This window comes from Streptomyces sp. NPDC027672 (assembly GCF_055566335.1).
Map to the genome: position 1 here is coordinate 646,265 of NZ_JBVHSO010000001.1, position 15,163 is coordinate 661,427.

At 74.5% G+C, this 15,163-nt stretch carries 13 protein-coding genes; 4 read left to right on the forward strand and 9 right to left on the reverse strand.

The features are described 5' to 3' along the window. Window positions 1-98: 98 nt before the first annotated feature. Entirely contained in the window at window positions 99-1,304 is a 1,206-nt protein-coding gene (rocD, locus tag ACZ4SV_RS02895) for an ornithine--oxo-acid transaminase (protein ID WP_468000887.1), read from the forward strand. Window positions 1,305-1,344: 40 nt separating this feature from the next. Here the strand turns inward: rocD and ACZ4SV_RS02900 are convergent, their stop codons facing one another. From ACZ4SV_RS02900 to pdxR, 3 genes are all read right to left on the reverse strand, one after another. Further along, complete coding sequence (locus tag ACZ4SV_RS02900; protein ID WP_397938148.1) at window positions 1,345-2,532, reverse strand: glutathionylspermidine synthase family protein; 1,188 nt, start codon at window positions 2,530-2,532, stop codon at window positions 1,345-1,347. A gap of 11 nt (window positions 2,533-2,543) precedes the next feature. Beyond that, the gene (locus ACZ4SV_RS02905; protein ID WP_468000889.1) at window positions 2,544-2,975 is read right to left on the reverse strand and encodes a hypothetical protein; all 432 of its coding nucleotides are present in this window, start codon (window positions 2,973-2,975) and stop codon (window positions 2,544-2,546) included. 176 nt (window positions 2,976-3,151) lie between these two features. After that, window positions 3,152-4,543, reverse strand: coding sequence for a MocR-like pyridoxine biosynthesis transcription factor PdxR (gene pdxR, locus ACZ4SV_RS02910; protein WP_365878160.1), 1,392 nt, complete (start codon window positions 4,541-4,543; stop codon window positions 3,152-3,154). Between the two features lie 47 nt (window positions 4,544-4,590). Between pdxR and ACZ4SV_RS02915 the strand changes: the two genes are divergently transcribed. From ACZ4SV_RS02915 to ACZ4SV_RS02925, 3 genes are read left to right on the forward strand one after another with little or no spacing between them, the layout of a single operon-like run. Continuing rightward, window positions 4,591-5,091, forward strand: a complete 501-nt coding sequence (locus tag ACZ4SV_RS02915) for a carboxymuconolactone decarboxylase family protein (RefSeq protein ID WP_365878162.1) — start codon at window positions 4,591-4,593, stop codon at window positions 5,089-5,091. Further along, entirely contained in the window at window positions 5,088-5,558 is a 471-nt protein-coding gene (locus tag ACZ4SV_RS02920) for a carboxymuconolactone decarboxylase family protein (RefSeq protein ID WP_468000892.1), read from the forward strand. Before ACZ4SV_RS02915 ends, ACZ4SV_RS02920 begins: the two co-directional genes overlap by 4 nt. Further along, window positions 5,555-6,277 (forward strand): isocitrate lyase/PEP mutase family protein, encoded by a 723-nt coding sequence (locus tag ACZ4SV_RS02925; protein ID WP_468000894.1) that lies wholly within the window; start codon window positions 5,555-5,557, stop codon window positions 6,275-6,277. Before ACZ4SV_RS02920 ends, ACZ4SV_RS02925 begins: the two co-directional genes overlap by 4 nt. A 6-nt stretch (window positions 6,278-6,283) precedes the next feature. Here ACZ4SV_RS02925 and ACZ4SV_RS02930 read toward each other — a convergent pair whose 3' ends face one another. The 6 genes from ACZ4SV_RS02930 to ACZ4SV_RS02955 form a co-directional block, all read right to left on the reverse strand. Further along, the gene (locus ACZ4SV_RS02930) at window positions 6,284-7,234 is read right to left on the reverse strand and encodes an ABC transporter substrate-binding protein (RefSeq protein ID WP_468000896.1); all 951 of its coding nucleotides are present in this window, start codon (window positions 7,232-7,234) and stop codon (window positions 6,284-6,286) included. Between the two features lies 1 nt (window position 7,235). After that, entirely contained in the window at window positions 7,236-9,170 is a 1,935-nt protein-coding gene (locus ACZ4SV_RS02935; RefSeq protein WP_468000898.1) for an ABC transporter permease, read from the reverse strand. Beyond that, the gene (locus tag ACZ4SV_RS02940; RefSeq protein WP_468000900.1) at window positions 9,170-10,459 is read right to left on the reverse strand and encodes a quaternary amine ABC transporter ATP-binding protein; all 1,290 of its coding nucleotides are present in this window, start codon (window positions 10,457-10,459) and stop codon (window positions 9,170-9,172) included. Before ACZ4SV_RS02940 ends, ACZ4SV_RS02935 begins: the two co-directional genes overlap by 1 nt. After that, entirely contained in the window at window positions 10,456-11,991 is a 1,536-nt protein-coding gene (locus ACZ4SV_RS02945; RefSeq protein ID WP_468000902.1) for a GMC family oxidoreductase, read from the reverse strand. The genes ACZ4SV_RS02940 and ACZ4SV_RS02945 overlap by 4 nt, the downstream gene beginning before the upstream one ends. A gap of 69 nt (window positions 11,992-12,060) precedes the next feature. After that, window positions 12,061-13,581 carry an aldehyde dehydrogenase family protein gene (locus ACZ4SV_RS02950; RefSeq protein ID WP_468000904.1) on the reverse strand — a complete coding sequence of 507 codons (1,521 nt, stop codon included), beginning with the start codon at window positions 13,579-13,581 and terminating at the stop codon, window positions 12,061-12,063. 268 nt (window positions 13,582-13,849) lie between these two features. Then, window positions 13,850-15,103 carry an outer membrane protein assembly factor BamB family protein gene (locus ACZ4SV_RS02955; protein WP_468000906.1) on the reverse strand — a complete coding sequence of 418 codons (1,254 nt, stop codon included), beginning with the start codon at window positions 15,101-15,103 and terminating at the stop codon, window positions 13,850-13,852. Window positions 15,104-15,163 lie beyond the last annotated feature (60 nt).

Below are 15,163 nucleotides of genomic sequence, written 5' to 3' on the forward strand. Positions count from 1 at the left end.
CTACCGGGCGCGCCGCGCGGTGAAGATGCCGCGTCCGGCATCCGGGCGGCGGTAAGAAGGGGGCTCACCGTCGTGTCCGGCCGGATCCGGGAGGGGCCGTGCCCAGTGCGGAAGACCTGATCGCCACCGCCGGCGCGCACTGCGCGCCCACCTACCGCCCGCTGCCGGTGGTGATCGCCACCGGGCGGGGCGCGTGGGTGACGGATGTGGCGGGGCGGCGCTATCTGGACCTGCTGGCCGGTTACTCCGCGCTCAACTTCGGGCACGGCAACCCGCGGCTGGTGGCGGCGGCCGGGCGGCAGCTGGAGCGGGTGACGCTGACCTCCCGCGCCTTCCACCACGACCGGTTCGCGGCGTTCTGCGCCGAGCTGGCGGAGCTGTGCGGGATGGAGATGGTGCTGCCGGCGAACACCGGCGCGGAGGCGGTGGAGGGCGCCGTCAAGACGGCCCGGAAGTGGGGCTACCGGGTGAAGGGCGTGCCCGCCGGGAGGGCGAAGATCGTGGTGGCGGGCGGCAACTTCCACGGCCGTACGACCACGGTGATCAGCTTCTCCACGGACCCGGCGGCCCGCGCGGACTTCGGGCCGTACACGCCCGGCTTCGAGATCGTGCCGTACGGCGACCTGACCGCGCTGCGGGCGGCGCTCACCGAGAACGCGGTGGCCGTGCTGCTGGAGCCGGTGCAGGGCGAGGCCGGGGTGATCGTGCCGCCGGCCGGTTACCTGGCGGGTGTGCGGGAGCTGACGCGGGAGCGGAACGTCCTCTTCGTGGCCGACGAGATCCAGTCCGGGCTGGGCCGCACCGGGCGGACGTTCGCGTGCGAGCACGAGGGCGTGGTGCCGGACGTGTACGTGCTGGGCAAGGCGCTGGGCGGCGGGATCGTGCCGGTGTCGGCAGTGGTGTCGAGCGCAGCGGTGCTCGGGGTGTTCCGGCCGGGCGAGCACGGGTCGACGTTCGGCGGCAACCCGCTGGCCTGCGCGGTGGCGCTGGAGGTGATCGCGATGCTGCGGACCGGGGAGTACCAGGAGCGGGCGGCCCGGCTGGGCGAGCGGCTGCACGGGCTGCTGGGCGGGCTGGCCGGCCCGGGCCGGGTGACGGCGGTGCGCGGGCGCGGGCTGTGGGCCGGGGTGGACGTCTCCCCGGCGGCGGGCACCGGGCGGGAGGTCTGCGAGCGGCTGCTGGCCCGCGGGGTCCTGGCCAGGGAGACCCACGGGCCGACGATCCGGCTCGCGCCGCCGCTGGTGATCGGGGAGGAGGACCTGGACTGGGGGGTGGAGCAGCTACGGGCGGTGCTGGGCGCTTAGGGCGTCTCCGGCCGTGCCCGTCCGCAGCCGGGCACGGTGGTCAGAGGATCACGTGGGGCAGGAAGCGGGCGTACTCGTCCGTGATCAGGCCCGTGGACTCGCGGATGCCGAGGCCCGCCGGGGCGCCGCCGACGACCCAGGTGCCGAGGACGGTGTGGTGGCCGGCGAAGGCGGGGAGGGGGGCCAGTTGCTGGTAGCAGCAGGGGTCCTCGCGCGGGGGCGGCGGCGGGGAGCCCGGCGGGTGGACGGTGATGCCCTCGCCCTCGCGGCCCAGCAGGGGCTTGGCGACGTAGCCGGTGGTGGCGGCCAGGTCGCGGGGGCCGTCGAGGTAGGCGGGCAGCAGGTTGGGGTGGCCGGGGTACAGCTCCCAGAGGACGGCCAGCAGCGCCTTGTTGCTGAGGAGCATCTTCCAGGCCGGTTCGATCCACAGGGTGCTGCCGGTGCCGCCGCCGTTGTCCAGGGTGTCCAGGACGTGGCCGCCGAAGGCGTCGGCGGTGAGCCACTCCCACGGGTACAGCTTGAAGATGCCGCGGATGAAGCGGAGCCGGTTGTCGACGAAGCGGCCGGAGAGGGTGTCCCAGCCGATCTCCTCCATGGCGAGCCAGTCGGTGTCCAGGCCCGCCTGTTCCGCCGTCTCCTTGAGGTAGGCGACCGTCATCAGGTCCTCGCCGAGTTCGTCGGCGGCGGAGTGCGCGAAGTGCAGCGGGCTGCCGGGCGGCAGCAGGGCGGACTGGGCGCGCCAGGCCTCCACGAGGCGTTCGTGCAGGGAGTTCCACTGGTCGGCGCCGGGGAAGCGCTCCTCCATCCAGAACCACTGCGGGGAGGCCGCCTCGACCAGCGAGGTGGGCGTGTCGGCGTTGTACTCCAGCAGCTTCGCCGGGCCCGTGCCGTCGTAGCGCAGGTCGAAGCGGCCGTAGACGGTGGGCAGTTCGGCGCGGCGGTGCCAGGACTCGGTGACCGCGGCGGCCAGCCGCGGGTCGGTGATGCCGAGGTCGGCGAGCCGGTCCTCGGCGACGAGGTGCGCGGCCGCCGCGAGGCACATGCGGTGCAGTTCCGCGACCGTCTCCTCCAGCGCCTCGACCTCGTCGAGGGTGAAGACGTAGTAGGCGCTCTCGTCCCAGTAGGGGCGCAGCGAGCCGTCGGGGTGGCGGGTGAGCGGGTAGACCAGGCCCTGGGCCTCGACGGTCTGCTGCCAGCCGGGCCGGGGGGTGATGGTACGGCGTTCCATGCGCGTGTCCCTCAGCCGCCGGAGCTGCCCTTGCCGCCGCCGAAGCCGCCGCGGTGGACCCCGTTGCCGTCGTCACCGCCGGACGACGAGCCGCCGGACGACGAGCCGCCCGAACTGCCGCCCGAGCCGCCGGGCTTGGTGAAGGAGCCGCCGTCGACCCAGCCGCCCTTCTCCTCGCCCTTGTAGTACCAGGCCGCGTCGGCCGGCCGCTTGACGCCCTTCCTGACGGGCTTCTTCCGGCCCGTCGTGGTGCCGCCGGCCGGAGAGGAGGTCTTGCAGTTCTTGTCGGCGACGACCTTGTAGCCCTTGGCCACGTCGTAACTGTCGCGGTCGACGCAGCGCTTGTCCGGTTCGGAGGAGCAGGCGGTGAGCGCGGCGGCCAGCAGTCCCACGCCGCCGAGGACGACCGTGCCGGAACGGAGCTGACTTCGGGTCTGCGCCATGGTGTGTCTCCCCCGTCATGGCCCTGTGGATGGGACGTTCGGCGGTCAGCCTAGAGCCGTCGGGAGCGGCGTGGCCCGCCGGGGGTGGATCTTCCCGGGCGGGATTCCGGGAACGGGTTTCCCCGGAGCGGGTCCCCGGGGCGCCCGGCGGGGGCGGCGCGGCGGTGTCCGGGCTGTCACGGCAGTGCCCGGCACAGGGCCTCCAGGGCGCCCGCCCAGGCACTGTCCGGCGGGGTGCCGTAGCCGACGACCAGCGCCTCCAGGGGGTCGGCCACGGCCTCGGGGTGGCGGTAGAAGGCCAGGCCGTGCAGGGCCAGTCCCTGGAGGCCGGCCGCCTGGACCACCGGCCGCTCCAGGCCCGGCGGCAGCCGCAGCACCGCGTGCAGCCCGGCCGCGATGCCCGTGACCCGTACCGTGGGCGCCCGGTCGGCCACGGCCGCGGCGAGGGCGTCCCGGCGGCGCCGGTAGCGCAGCCGGGCGGAGCGGACGTGCCGGTCGTACGCGCCGGAGGCGAGGAACTCGGCCAGGGTCAACTGGTCCAGCACCGGGCAGGTGTCGACGTGGCCCTTGGCCGCGACCACCTCGTCCACCAGGGACGGCGGCAGCACCGCCCAGCCCAGCCGCAGTCCGGGCGCCAGCGACTTGCTGGCGGTGCCCAGGTACACCACCCGGTCCGGGTCCAGGCCCTGGAGCGCGCCGACGGGCTGGCGGTCGTAGCGGAACTCCCCGTCGTAGTCGTCCTCCAGGACCAGCCCGCCGGTGCGCCGGGCCCAGTCCACGACGGCGGCCCGCCGGTCCGGGTGCAGCGGTGTGCCCATCGGGAACTGGTGGGCCGGGGTGAGCAGGACCGCGCCGGCGCCGTCCGGGGCGCGGGGGTCGGTGCCGAGCGCGTCGTAGGGCAGCGCGGGCGTGGCGAGTCCGGCGCCGCGCAGCAGCCGCCAGTGGTAGTCGAGGCCGTAGGACTCCACCGCCGCGGCGCGCACCCCGCGCGCCCGCAGCAGCGGGCCGAGCAGGCGCAGGGCGTGCGAGAACCCGGAGGTGATCACCACGGTGTCCGGTGTGGCGCGCACGCCCCGGACCCGGGCGAGGTAGCCGGCGAGCGCGGTGCGCAGCTCCCGCCGGCCGCGCGGGTCGCCGTAGCCGAGCGCGTCGAACGGGGCCGTGGCCAGCGCGCGGCGGGCCGCCTTGAGCCACTCGGCGCGCGGGAAGGAGGCGAGGTCGGGCGTGCCGGGGACGAGGCTGTGGGCGAGGCGGCCGGGTTCCCGGCGGCCCGGCCCGGCGGGGCCGGCCGGCGGGACCACCACCCGGTCCGCGACCCGGGTGCCGGAGCCCTGCCGGGCGGTCAGCCAGCCCTCCGCGACCAGGTCGGCGTAGACCTCGGCGACGGTGTTGCGGGCGACCCCGAGGTCGGCGGCGAGGGTCCGGGAGGACGGCAGCCGGGTGCCGGGCGCGAGCCGGCCGGTGCGGACCGCGTCGCGCAGGGCATCGGTCAGGCCCCGGCGCAGGCCGCCCGAGGCGGCCGGTTCGAGGTGCAGGTCGACGCCCAAAGTGGCCCAGGAACTCGCCATGGGAATGGACCATACCCCTGGGCTGCCCGGCTTCTAGGGTCGAAGACATGAACACCGCAACGGAACCCGTCACCTACGCCCCCGAAGAGCCCGCGCGGCTGAGCTGGGCCCAGCACGCGCCCGAGGTCTACAAGGCGATGATCAAGCTGGACGCCGCCGCCAGGAAGGGCCTGGACCCGCGGCTGGCCGAGCTGGTCAAGATCCGCGCCTCGCAGCTCAACCGCTGCGCGCTCTGCCTCGACATGCACTCCAAGGACGCCCTCGCGGCCGGCGAGAGCGTGGAGCGGGTCGTGCAGCTCAGCGCGTGGGAGGAGTCGCGGCACTACTACACCGCGAAGGAGCTGGCGGCGCTGGAGCTGACCGACGCGGTCACCGTCCTCACCGACGGCTTCGTGCCGGACGAGGTCTACGAGCGCGCGGCCGAGCACTTCGACGAGGCCGAGCTGGCCCAGCTGATCGCCGCGATCGCGGTGATCAACGCCTGGAACCGGTTCGGCGTGACCACCCGGACCCCGCCGGGTCACTACCAGCCGGGACAGTACAAGTGAGCCGTACCCAGTTGCTGGACCCCGAGGTCTACCAGGCGCTGGCCGCGGCCGGCGCGGCGGCGAAGAAGGGGCTGGACGACCCGGTCCTGGCCGAGCTGGTCATGATCCGCGCCTCGCAGCTCAACCACTGCGCGTTCTGCCTCGACATGCACCTGCGCCTGGCCCGCCGGCAGGGCGAGTCGGAGGACCGCATCCACTTCCTCACCGCCTGGGAGGAGACCGAGGACCTCTACAGCGCCCGGGAGCGGGCCGCGCTGGCGCTGACCGAGGCGGTCACCCTGCTGACGGGGGACGGCTCGCGGACGGAGTCCGGGAAGGGCTTCGTGCCCGACCGGGTCTACACCGAGGCGGCGGGGCACTTCACGCAGACCGCACTCGCCCACCTCATCGCCCTGATCACCGTCATCAACACCTGGAACCGGCTGATGGTCAGCCGCCGGGTGCCGCCCGGCGGGCGGCAGCCGTGAGCCGGGCGGAGGAGTTCCGCGCCCTGCACCGGGGGCGCCTGCCGGACCGGCCGCTGGTGCTGCCCGGACCGTGGGACGCGGCGAGCGCGCGGGTCTTCGCGGCTGCCGGGTTCCCGGCGCTGGCCACGCCGAGCGCCGGGGTGGCCGCCTCGCTCGGGTACGAGGACGGGGCCACCCCGGCCGACGAGATGTTCGCCGCGGTCGCCCGGATCGCGCGCGCGGTGGACGTGCCGGTGTCGGCGGACGTCGAGGGCGGCTACGGGCTCACGCCCGGGGAGCTGGCCGGACGGCTGCTGGAGGCGGGCGTGGCCGGCTGCAACCTCGAGGACTCCGAGGGCGGTGTCCTGAAGGACCCGCACGCGCACGCCGAGTTCCTCGCCGGGGTGCGGGAGGCCGCCGCCGGGCACCTGTTCGTCAACGCCCGCGTCGACGTCTTCGTGCACGGCGACGGCGACCCGGAGCAGGCCATCGGGCGGGCCGCGCTGTACCGCGCGGCGGGCGCCGAGTGCGTGTACCCGATCCTCGCCCCGCCGGAGCTGGTGCCGCTGCTGCGGTCCGGGATCGAGGGCCCGCTGAACCTGCTGGCCCGGCTGGACGGGGACGGCCCCTCGCCCGCCGCGCTCGGCGGACTCGGGGCCACCCGGGTCACGTTCGGCCCCGGCCTCCAGCGACGGGCCACGGCCGCGCTGCGGGAGATCGCCGCCGGCCTGACGGAGTAAAGCCGCTCAGGGCAGCCACTTCTTCCAGACGGACGGGTGGCTGTCCACCCACTTCCCCGCCGCTTCCTGTGGGTCCGTCTTCTGCTCGGCGATCATCAAGGAGACCTCGTTCTGGTCCTCGGTGGTCCACCGGAACTTCTTCAGGAAGGCCGCCGCCGCGCCGCCGGACGCGGCGAACCGGGCGTTGAGGTACTTCTTCAGCGGGGTGTGCGGATAGGCGCAGGCGATCTTCGCCGCGTCCGCGTCGCAGCCCTCCTTGTACGGCGGCAGCCGCACCTCGGTCATGGGCACCTTCTCGAACAGCCACTGGGGTGAGTACCAGTACGTCAGGAAGGGCTTCCTCTCCTTGGCGAACTGCTTGATCTGGGTGATCTGCGCGGCCTCGGAGCCGGCGAAGACGACCCGGTAGTCCAGGTCCAGGTTGTTCACCAGGGCCTTGTCATGGGTGACGTAGGACGGCGAGCCGTCCATCAGCTGGCCTTTGCCGCCGCTCTCCGCGGTCCGGAACAGCGGGGCGTACTGGTCCAGGTGGCGCCAGTCGGTGATGTCCGGGTGCCGCTTGGCCAGGTACGTCGGCACGAACCAGCCGATGTGCCCGGTCACGCCGAGGCCGCCGCCGGACACGACCGTCTTCTTGTCCTCGACGTACCGCTTCTCCTGGTCCGGGTGGCCCCAGTCCTCCAGCAGGGCGTCGACCCGGCCCTGGCTCAGCGCGTCCCAGGCCGGCACCTCGTCCACCTGGACGGTGTCGACGCGGTAGCCCAGCTTGTGCTCCAGGATGTACCGGGCGACGGCCGCGTCGGACTGCGCGCCCACCCAGGACTGCACGGACAGGGTGACCGTCTTCGCGCCCCGGGCGTCGGCGAACGGACTGGCTTGCCTGGTCATGTCGGCGGCCCCGCACCCGGTGGTCAGGGTCAGCACGGCGGCGGCGGCCGTGATCGCGCTCCGGCGCATGTCAGGCTCCCTTCCCGGGACGGCGCCCGGTCGGCTGGGTGACCCGGTCCAGCATCAAACCCAGGCAGACGATGGCCGCGCCGGCCACCAGACCGGTCGCCAGGTCGCCCTGGGCGAGGCCGAAGGCGACGTCGTAGCCGAGGGCGCCGCCGCCGACCAGGCCGCCGATGATGACGACGGCGAGGACCAGGACGACACCCTGGTTGACGGCAAGCAGCAGCGCGCGCCGGGCGAGCGGGAGCTGCACCTGCCAGAGCTGCTGCCGTCCGGTCGCGCCGAGCGAGCGCGCGGACTCCAGCGCCGCCTGGTCGACCTGGCGCAGGCCCTGCGCGGTGATCCGGACGACGGCCGGCAGGGCGTAGACGACGGCGGCGGCGACGGCCGGGGCGCGGCCGACGCCGAACAGGGCGACGACCGGGATCAGGTACACGAACTGCGGCATGGTCTGGAAGACGTCCAGGACGGGCCGCAGGGCGCGTTCGACGCGGTCGCTGCGGGCCGCGGCGACGCCGGTGGCGAGGCCGAGGACCAGGGTGACGGCGACGGCGGCCAGCACCTGGGAGAGGGTGTCGAGCGCCGGCTCCCACACGCCGAGCACCCCGATCGCCGCCATGGCGAGGACGGCGGTCAGCGCGGTGCGCCAGGTGCCGATCAGCCAGGCGGGGACGGCGACCAGGAGCAGCACCGCCCACCAGGGCAGCGCTTGCAGGCCGTCGCGGACGGGATCGAGCACCCAGGTGGTGAAGCGGCCCGCCCAGTCGGCCGTGCCGCCGACGACCGGGACCCCGGAGTAGAGGTGGCCGGTCATCCAGTCGACGGCCCGGTCGACCGGCGCGGCGATGTCCAGGACCCGGCCGGCGGGCCAGTCGGACGCGCCGAGCAGCCGGGCACCGAGGGCCGCGGCCGCGGTGACGGCCAGGGCGTAGGGCCAGCCGATGGTCCTCGGGCGGGCGGTGCCGTCGCCCGCCGCCGCGGTCACCCGGTCCAGCACGACCGCGAGCAGCACGATCGGGAGGCCGGCGGCGAGGGCGGCGCCGACGTCGACCGAGGCGAGCGCCTGGTAGACGCGGTCGCCGAGGCCGCCGGCGCCGATGACGGCGGCGATGACGGCCATGGACAGCGCCATCATGATCGTCTGGTTGAGGCCGAGCAGCAGTTCCTTGCGGGCCAGCGGGATGCGGGCGGTCAGCAGCCGCTGGCGGCGGGTGGCACCGAGCGACTCCACGGCCTCCAGGACTTCGGGGTCGGCACCGCGCAGGCCGAGCGCGGTGAGCCGGGCCATCGGCGGGGCGGCGTAGACGACGGTGGCGAGGACGGCCGCGGGGACGCCGATGCCGAAGACCAGGACGACGGGGAGGAGGTAGGCGAAGGCCGGGAGCACCTGCATGGTGTCCAGGACCGGGCGCAGGGCGCGGTCGAGCCGGCCGGAGAGTCCGCCGGCGAGGCCGAGGAGCACGCCGACCAGCACGGAGGCGAGGACGGCCACGGTCATCAGCGCCAGGGTCTGCATGGCCGGCACCCACATGCCCAGGGCGCCGCAGGCGAGGAGGGCGACGGCGGTGCCGACGGCCAGCCGGACACCGGCGACGCGCCAGGCGAGCAGGGCGCCGAACACGGTGACGCCGGCCCAGCCCGCGCCGAGGAGGGTGACGTAGACGGCGCGTACGGCGATGACGACCGCGTTGCTGACGTGGCCGAAGAAGTACAGGAACAGCGGGTGGCTGTCCCGGTGGTCGATGATCCAGTCGCTGGCCGACTCCAGCGGCCCGGAGAGGTCGACCGTGAGCGCATGCGGCCAGGTTCCGTGGCCCCAGCGGCCCACGAGGGGCAGGAGGGCCGCGGTGAGGAGGGCCAGCACGAGGAGTTTGCCCGCGGCCCGGCTCCGCAGGACGCGGGGGGCGGCGGAGCGGGCGGCCGGGGCGGTGAGCGTGGCCATCAGACGGCCTCCGGGGTGGTGCGGGGGCTCTCCGGGGTGGTGCGGGGGCCGGACGGAGCGGGGCGGGGGCTCTCCGGGACGGCGCCGGAGCCGGACGGGGGCGCTTGCGCGGGCCGGGCGGACGGCGGCGCGGCGGCGCTCGTGGTCCCGGGGTCCATACCCGGCGCCTGGGTGGCGCTCATGGTCCCGGAGTCCACACCCGGCGCCGGCGCGGCGCTCGTGGTGACGGGGTCCACGCCGGCCACCACGCCGAGCAGCCGTTCGTGGTCGACCACGCCGAGGCAGCGGCCGGCGGCCATCACCCGGGCCGGGGCGCCCGCGCGCGCGACCGCCTCGATGGCCTCGGCGACCGTGGCCTCCGGGCGGACGGCCGGTCCGGTGGCCGTGTCCTCGGAGGTCAGCGGGCGCATGGCCGTACGGCAGGTCAGCACCTGTTCGCGCGGGACGTCCCGGACGAACGCGCGGACGTAGTCGTCGGCCGGGGAGCCGACGATCTCCTCCGGGGTGCCCAGCTGGACCACGCGGCCGTCACGCATCAGGGCGATGCGGTCGCCGAGTTTCAGGGCCTCGCTCAGGTCGTGGGTGATGAAGACCATCGTGCGGCCCTCCTCGCGGTGCAGGCGGGTCACCTCGTCCTGCATGTCACGGCGGATGAGCGGGTCGAGCGCGCTGAACGGCTCGTCGAACAGCAGCACCTCGGGGTCCACGGCCAGCGCCCGGGCCAGCCCCACCCGCTGGCGCTGGCCGCCGGAGAGCTGGCCGGGCCGGCGCCTCTCCATGCCTTCCAGGCCGACCTTGGCGACGAACTCGGCGGCGCGTTCCCGGCGTTCGGACTTGCCGACGCCCTGGATCTCCAGGCCGTAGGCGACGTTGTCGAGGACCGTGCGGTGCGGGAGCAGGCCGAAGTGCTGGAAGACCATCGCGGCCCGGTGCCGGCGCAGCTCGCGCAGCCGGGACCGGTCCATCGCGCGGACGTCCTCGCCGTCGATGGCGATCGTGCCCGCCGTCGGCTCGATCAGCCGGGTCAGACAGCGGACCAGGGTGGACTTGCCGGAACCGGACAGGCCCATGACGACGAAGACCTCGCCCTTGCGGACGTCGAAGGAGACGTCCCGGACCGCGGCGGTGCAGCCGGTGCGGGCGCGCAGTTCGGCGGGGCCGAGCGCGCTGAGCGCGGGGTCGGCGGGGACGCGGCCCGGCCGGGGCCCGAAGACCTTCCACAGGCCGGACACGGAGAAGACGGGCTCGGTGGCGGTGGGCGGTTTGCGAGTGGGGACGGCGAGGGTCATCGCACGTCACCTCCGATCAGATCGGCGGCCTTCTCCCCGACCATGAGGACCGCGACCATCGGGTTGACGGCGGTCATGGCCGGGAAGACGGACGCGTCGGCGATCCGGACGCCGTCGAGACCGCGGATCCTCAGCTCCGCGTCGACCACGGCGAGTTCGTCGTCGGCGGCGCCCATCCTGCAGGTGCCGGCCGGGTGGTAGACGGTGTGCGCGGCCTTGCGGGCGTACTCGCTCAGCTCGGCGTCGCCGGTCACCTCCGGGCCGGGGCACACCTCGCGCTTGAGCCAGCCGGCCAGCGGTTCGGTCGCGGCGATCTCGCGGGCGATGCGGATGCCGTCGACCAGAGTGCGGGCGTCGTAGTCGTCCTCGTCGGTGAAGTAGCGGAAGTCCAAGGCGGGCTTCACGGACGGGTCGGCGCTGGTCAGGTAGAGCCGGCCGCGGCTCCTGGGCTTGGGGATGTTCGGGGTCATCGACACGCCGTGCGCCGGGCGCGTGTAGCCGAGGCGCTCGGGATTGTCGGTGAACGGGATCTGGTAGAAGTGGAACATCAGGTCCGGGCCCGCGTGGGAGGGGTCGCGGCGGACGAACAGGCCCGCGTCGGAGTCCATCGCGGAGTTCTCCGGGATCGGCCCGTGCGTCTCCCAGACGATGACGGACTCGGGGTGGTCGAGCAGGTTCTCGCCGACGCCCGGCAGATCGTGCGCGACGGGGATGCCGAGCGCTTCGAGGTCCCCGCGCGGTCCGATGCCCGAGTGCAGCAGCAGCCGCGGGGAGTCGACGGCGCCCGCGCACAGGACCACCTCGTGCCGGGCCCGGATCAGCAGGTCCTCGCCGTCCTTGGTGCGCACCCGCACGCCCTCGGCGCGGGTGCCGGCCAGCTCCAGCCGGTACGCCCACGTCTCCAGGAAAATACGCAGGTTGGGGCGCTCGTCGAGCACCGGGTGCAGATAGGCGACGGAGGCGGAGGAGCGCTTGTTGCCCTCCGGGTGGTAGGCGAGGTCGAAGAAGCCGACGCCGTCGTCGAACGGCTCGCGGTTGAAGCCCTCGACGCGGGGTACCCCGAGTGCCGATCGGGCCGCGTCGACGAAGTCGCGGGCGATGGCGTTGCGGTCCTTCTCGTCGACGGTGACGATGTTGTTCTTCAGCCGGCCGAAGTAGGGCTCCATGGGGGCGGCGCCCCAGCCCTCGGCGCCGGCGGCCTCCCACTCGTCCCAGTCGGAGGGCAGCGGCTTGAAGGAGATGAGCGTGTTGTGGGAGGAGCAGCCGCCGAGCACGCGGGCGCGGCTGTGCCGGATGTGGGAGTTGCCGCGGGGCTGTTCCACGGTCGGGTAGTCGTAGTCGAGTTCGCCGCCGAGCAGGCCCATCCAGCGGCGCAGGGTGAGCACGTCGTCGCAGCCGACGTCGCTCGGGCCGCCCTCGATGACGGCGACGGTGACGTCGGGGTTCTCGGTGAGGCGGGAGGCGATGACGGAGCCCGCCGTGCCGCCGCCGATGACGACGTAGTCGTAGACGTGGGGCGTGGTCTCGGACATGGGGGTGCTACTCCAGGGGTGTGGGGGTACTGCTCCGGCGCCGCGGTGGGGTGCGCCGGGCGGGGCGGTTCAGCCGGCGAACCAGCGCACCGGGCGCGGGGCGAGGTTCTGGTAGACGTGCTTGGTCTCGCGGTACTCGGCGAGTCCGGCGGGGCCGAGTTCGCGGCCGGTGCCGCTCCTGCCGAAGCCGCCCCACTCCGCCTGCGGCAGGTAGGGGTGGAAGTCGTTGATCCAGACGGTGCCGTGGCGCAGCCGGGACGCCACCCGGCGGGCCCTCGCGGTGTCCGCGCTCCAGACGGCGCCGGCGAGGCCGTACTCGGTGTCGTTGGCGAGCCGGACGGCCTCCTCCTCGGTGCGGAAGGTCTCGACGGTGAGGACCGGGCCGAAGACCTCCTCGCGGACGACCTTCATGTCGCGGTGACAGGCGTCGAGGACGGTCGGCTCGTAGAAGTAGCCGGACGCGGGACGCTCGGGCGCCGGGCCGGGCCGTCCGCCGCCGCAGCGCAGCACCGCGCCCTCGGCGAGCGCGGAGGCGACGTACGCCTCCACCTTCTCGCGCTGTGCCGCGGAGACGAGCGGGCCGCACTCGACGCCGTCCTCGGTGCCGCGGCCCAGGCGGATCCGCCGGGCGCGGTCGGCGAGTTCGGTGACGAAGCGGTCCCGGACGGACTCCTCCACGATGAGGCGGGCGCCGGCCGAGCAGACCTGGCCGCTGTGGATGAAGGCCGCGTTCAGGGCCTGGTCCACGGCCGTGTCGAAGCCCTCGTCGGTGGCGCAGGCGTCGGCGAAGACGACGTTGGGGTTCTTGCCGCCGAGTTCGAGGGCGACCTTCTTGACGGTGGGCGCGGCGGCCTGGGCGACCTTGACGCCGCTGGTCAGGCCGCCGGTGAAGGAGACCAGATCGACGTCGGGGTGTTCGGCGAGCCGGGCGCCGACGCTGTGGCCGGGTCCGGTGACGAGGTTGGCGACGCCCGGCGGCAGGCCGGCCTCGGTCAGCAGGCCGATCAGCGCGATGGTGGTCATCGGGGTGATCTCGCTGGGCTTGACCACGAAGGTGTTGCCGGCGGCGAGCGCCGGGGCGATCTTCCAACTGGCCTGGAGCAGCGGGTAGTTCCAGGGGGTGATCAGCGCGCAGACGCCGACGGGTTCGTGGACGACCACGCTGTGGATCTCCGCGGAGCCCGCGTCGACCACCCGGCCGGGAGCCTCGGCGGCGACGAGGTCGGCAAAGTAGCGGAAGGCGTCGGCGACGCAGTCGATGTCGACGCGCCCCTCCTCGACGGTCTTGCCCGCGTCCCGGCTCTCCAGCAGGCCGAGTTCCTCGCGGTCGCGCGTCAGGAGAGCGGCGACGCGGCGCAGCAGGGCGGCGCGTTCGGCGGCCGGGGTGTGCGGCCAGGGGCCGTGGTCGAAGGCGTGCCGGGCGGCGGCCACCGCGCGATCGGCGTCCTGCGCGTCGCCCTCCGCGACCACGGCGAACGGCCGGGCGTCCGCCGGATCGAGGATCTCCCGGGTCGCGCCGGAGACCGCTTCCCGCCACTCGCCGTCCGCGTGGATGGTCGCCCGGCCGTGCCGTTCGGTTCTGTCCGCCATCTCGGTATCGCCTTCCGTTCCTGTTCCGTGCCCCTGTGTCACCCAGGTGTCACGCTCGGGGACCGTCGCCGCCTGCCCAGAGCGCCGGTTTCGCATGCGCAATCGATGGCGGAAAGTGCGCGGGGTCACGGAAAACGCCGGTGATAGCGGACAAAGAGGGAGTGCGCCGCGCTCGTCGCGGCGGCCGGGACGGCCGGCGGCCGGCCCGGCGCCGGTCCGGCGGCCGGCCGTCCCGGCCGCCGGGGAAGCACGCCGTGCGGGCCGGGCCCTACCGCTTGCCGAACGCCGTCAGGGTGCCTTCGGCGCCGGGCACGAAGAGCCGGCCCTTGGCCGTGGCGATGCCGGGCACGACGAACCCGCGCCAGTCGTCCTCGGCGAGGATCGGCGACATGGGCGGCGGCGCGGGGTAACGCCGGTACGACCAGACGGTCTTGCCGGTCGTCCGGTCGAGCACGACGAGCCGGCCGTCGGCGTCCTCGACGTACACGTAGCCGCCCGCCACGAGGCGCACGGTGGCCGCGCCGACGGAGCTGGTGTAGGTCCAGGCGGCCTTGTAGGTGCTGGTGTTGTAGGCCCTGACCTTGCCGCGGTACGCCACGTACACCCGGCCGGGGCCGAAGGCCGGGGTCGCGTCCGCGGGCAGTTTCCGCACGGCGGCGCCGGTCTTGCGGTCGTAGGCGGTGACCGACTCGTCGCCGTAGTCGCTGCTGCGCATCCAGGCCGCGCCGGCGCCCAGCGCGACCGGGTTGCCGTAGGCGCCCGAGACGTCGGGCACCCGGAAGCGGTGCAGTTCGGCACCGGTCCTGCGGTCGAGGTGGTGCCAGGCGACGCCGTCGAAGCCGATCCACACACCGGAGGCGTCGACGACGGTGGGCGCCCAGGAGTACTGCGACAGGGGCGCCTTCCACACCCGGGCGCCGGTGTCGGCGCGCAGGGCGAACGCGGTGCCGCGGCCGTCCTGGAGGTAGAGCAGGCCGCCGTACCAGACGGGCGGGTACTGCATGGAGGCCGAGTCGAGGGTCACCGACCAGATCCGCCGTCCGGTGGCCGGGTTCCAGGCGGCGATCGTGCCGCGCGAGGTCTGCGTGTAGAGCAGGCCGCCCCCGTACGACACCCCGGCCCCGGTCTCGTTCTTCTCCAGGGAGACGGCCGGCCACAGATCCTTGCCGGTGCCGGCCCGGAGCCCGACGAGCATCATGCGCGGGCCGCCCTCGGTGCCGTCGTCCGCGTTCACGACGGCGTACACCTTGTCGCCGACCGCGACCGGCGCGGAGACGACGGTCCCGAAGTCCCGGCTCCACAGCTTCCGGTACGGCGGTGCCGCCGTGGCCCCGGCGACGAGGCCGTCCGCCCGGCCGTCGGCGCGGTAGCCGAGCGTCGCGTCCGTCAGCTCGGCCGCGGTGGCGGTCCGGCCCGGCACGGAGGTGGCCGCCTGGGGCGAACCGGTGAAGGCCAGCGCCATGACGGTGGCGACCCCGGCGACGCCAAGTCTTCTACGAGTACGGCGAGTTGACGCTCCCATGGAAGTACCCCCTGATCGACGGTCGGCCCGGTCGGACGACCACCACCCGATACCCCCACG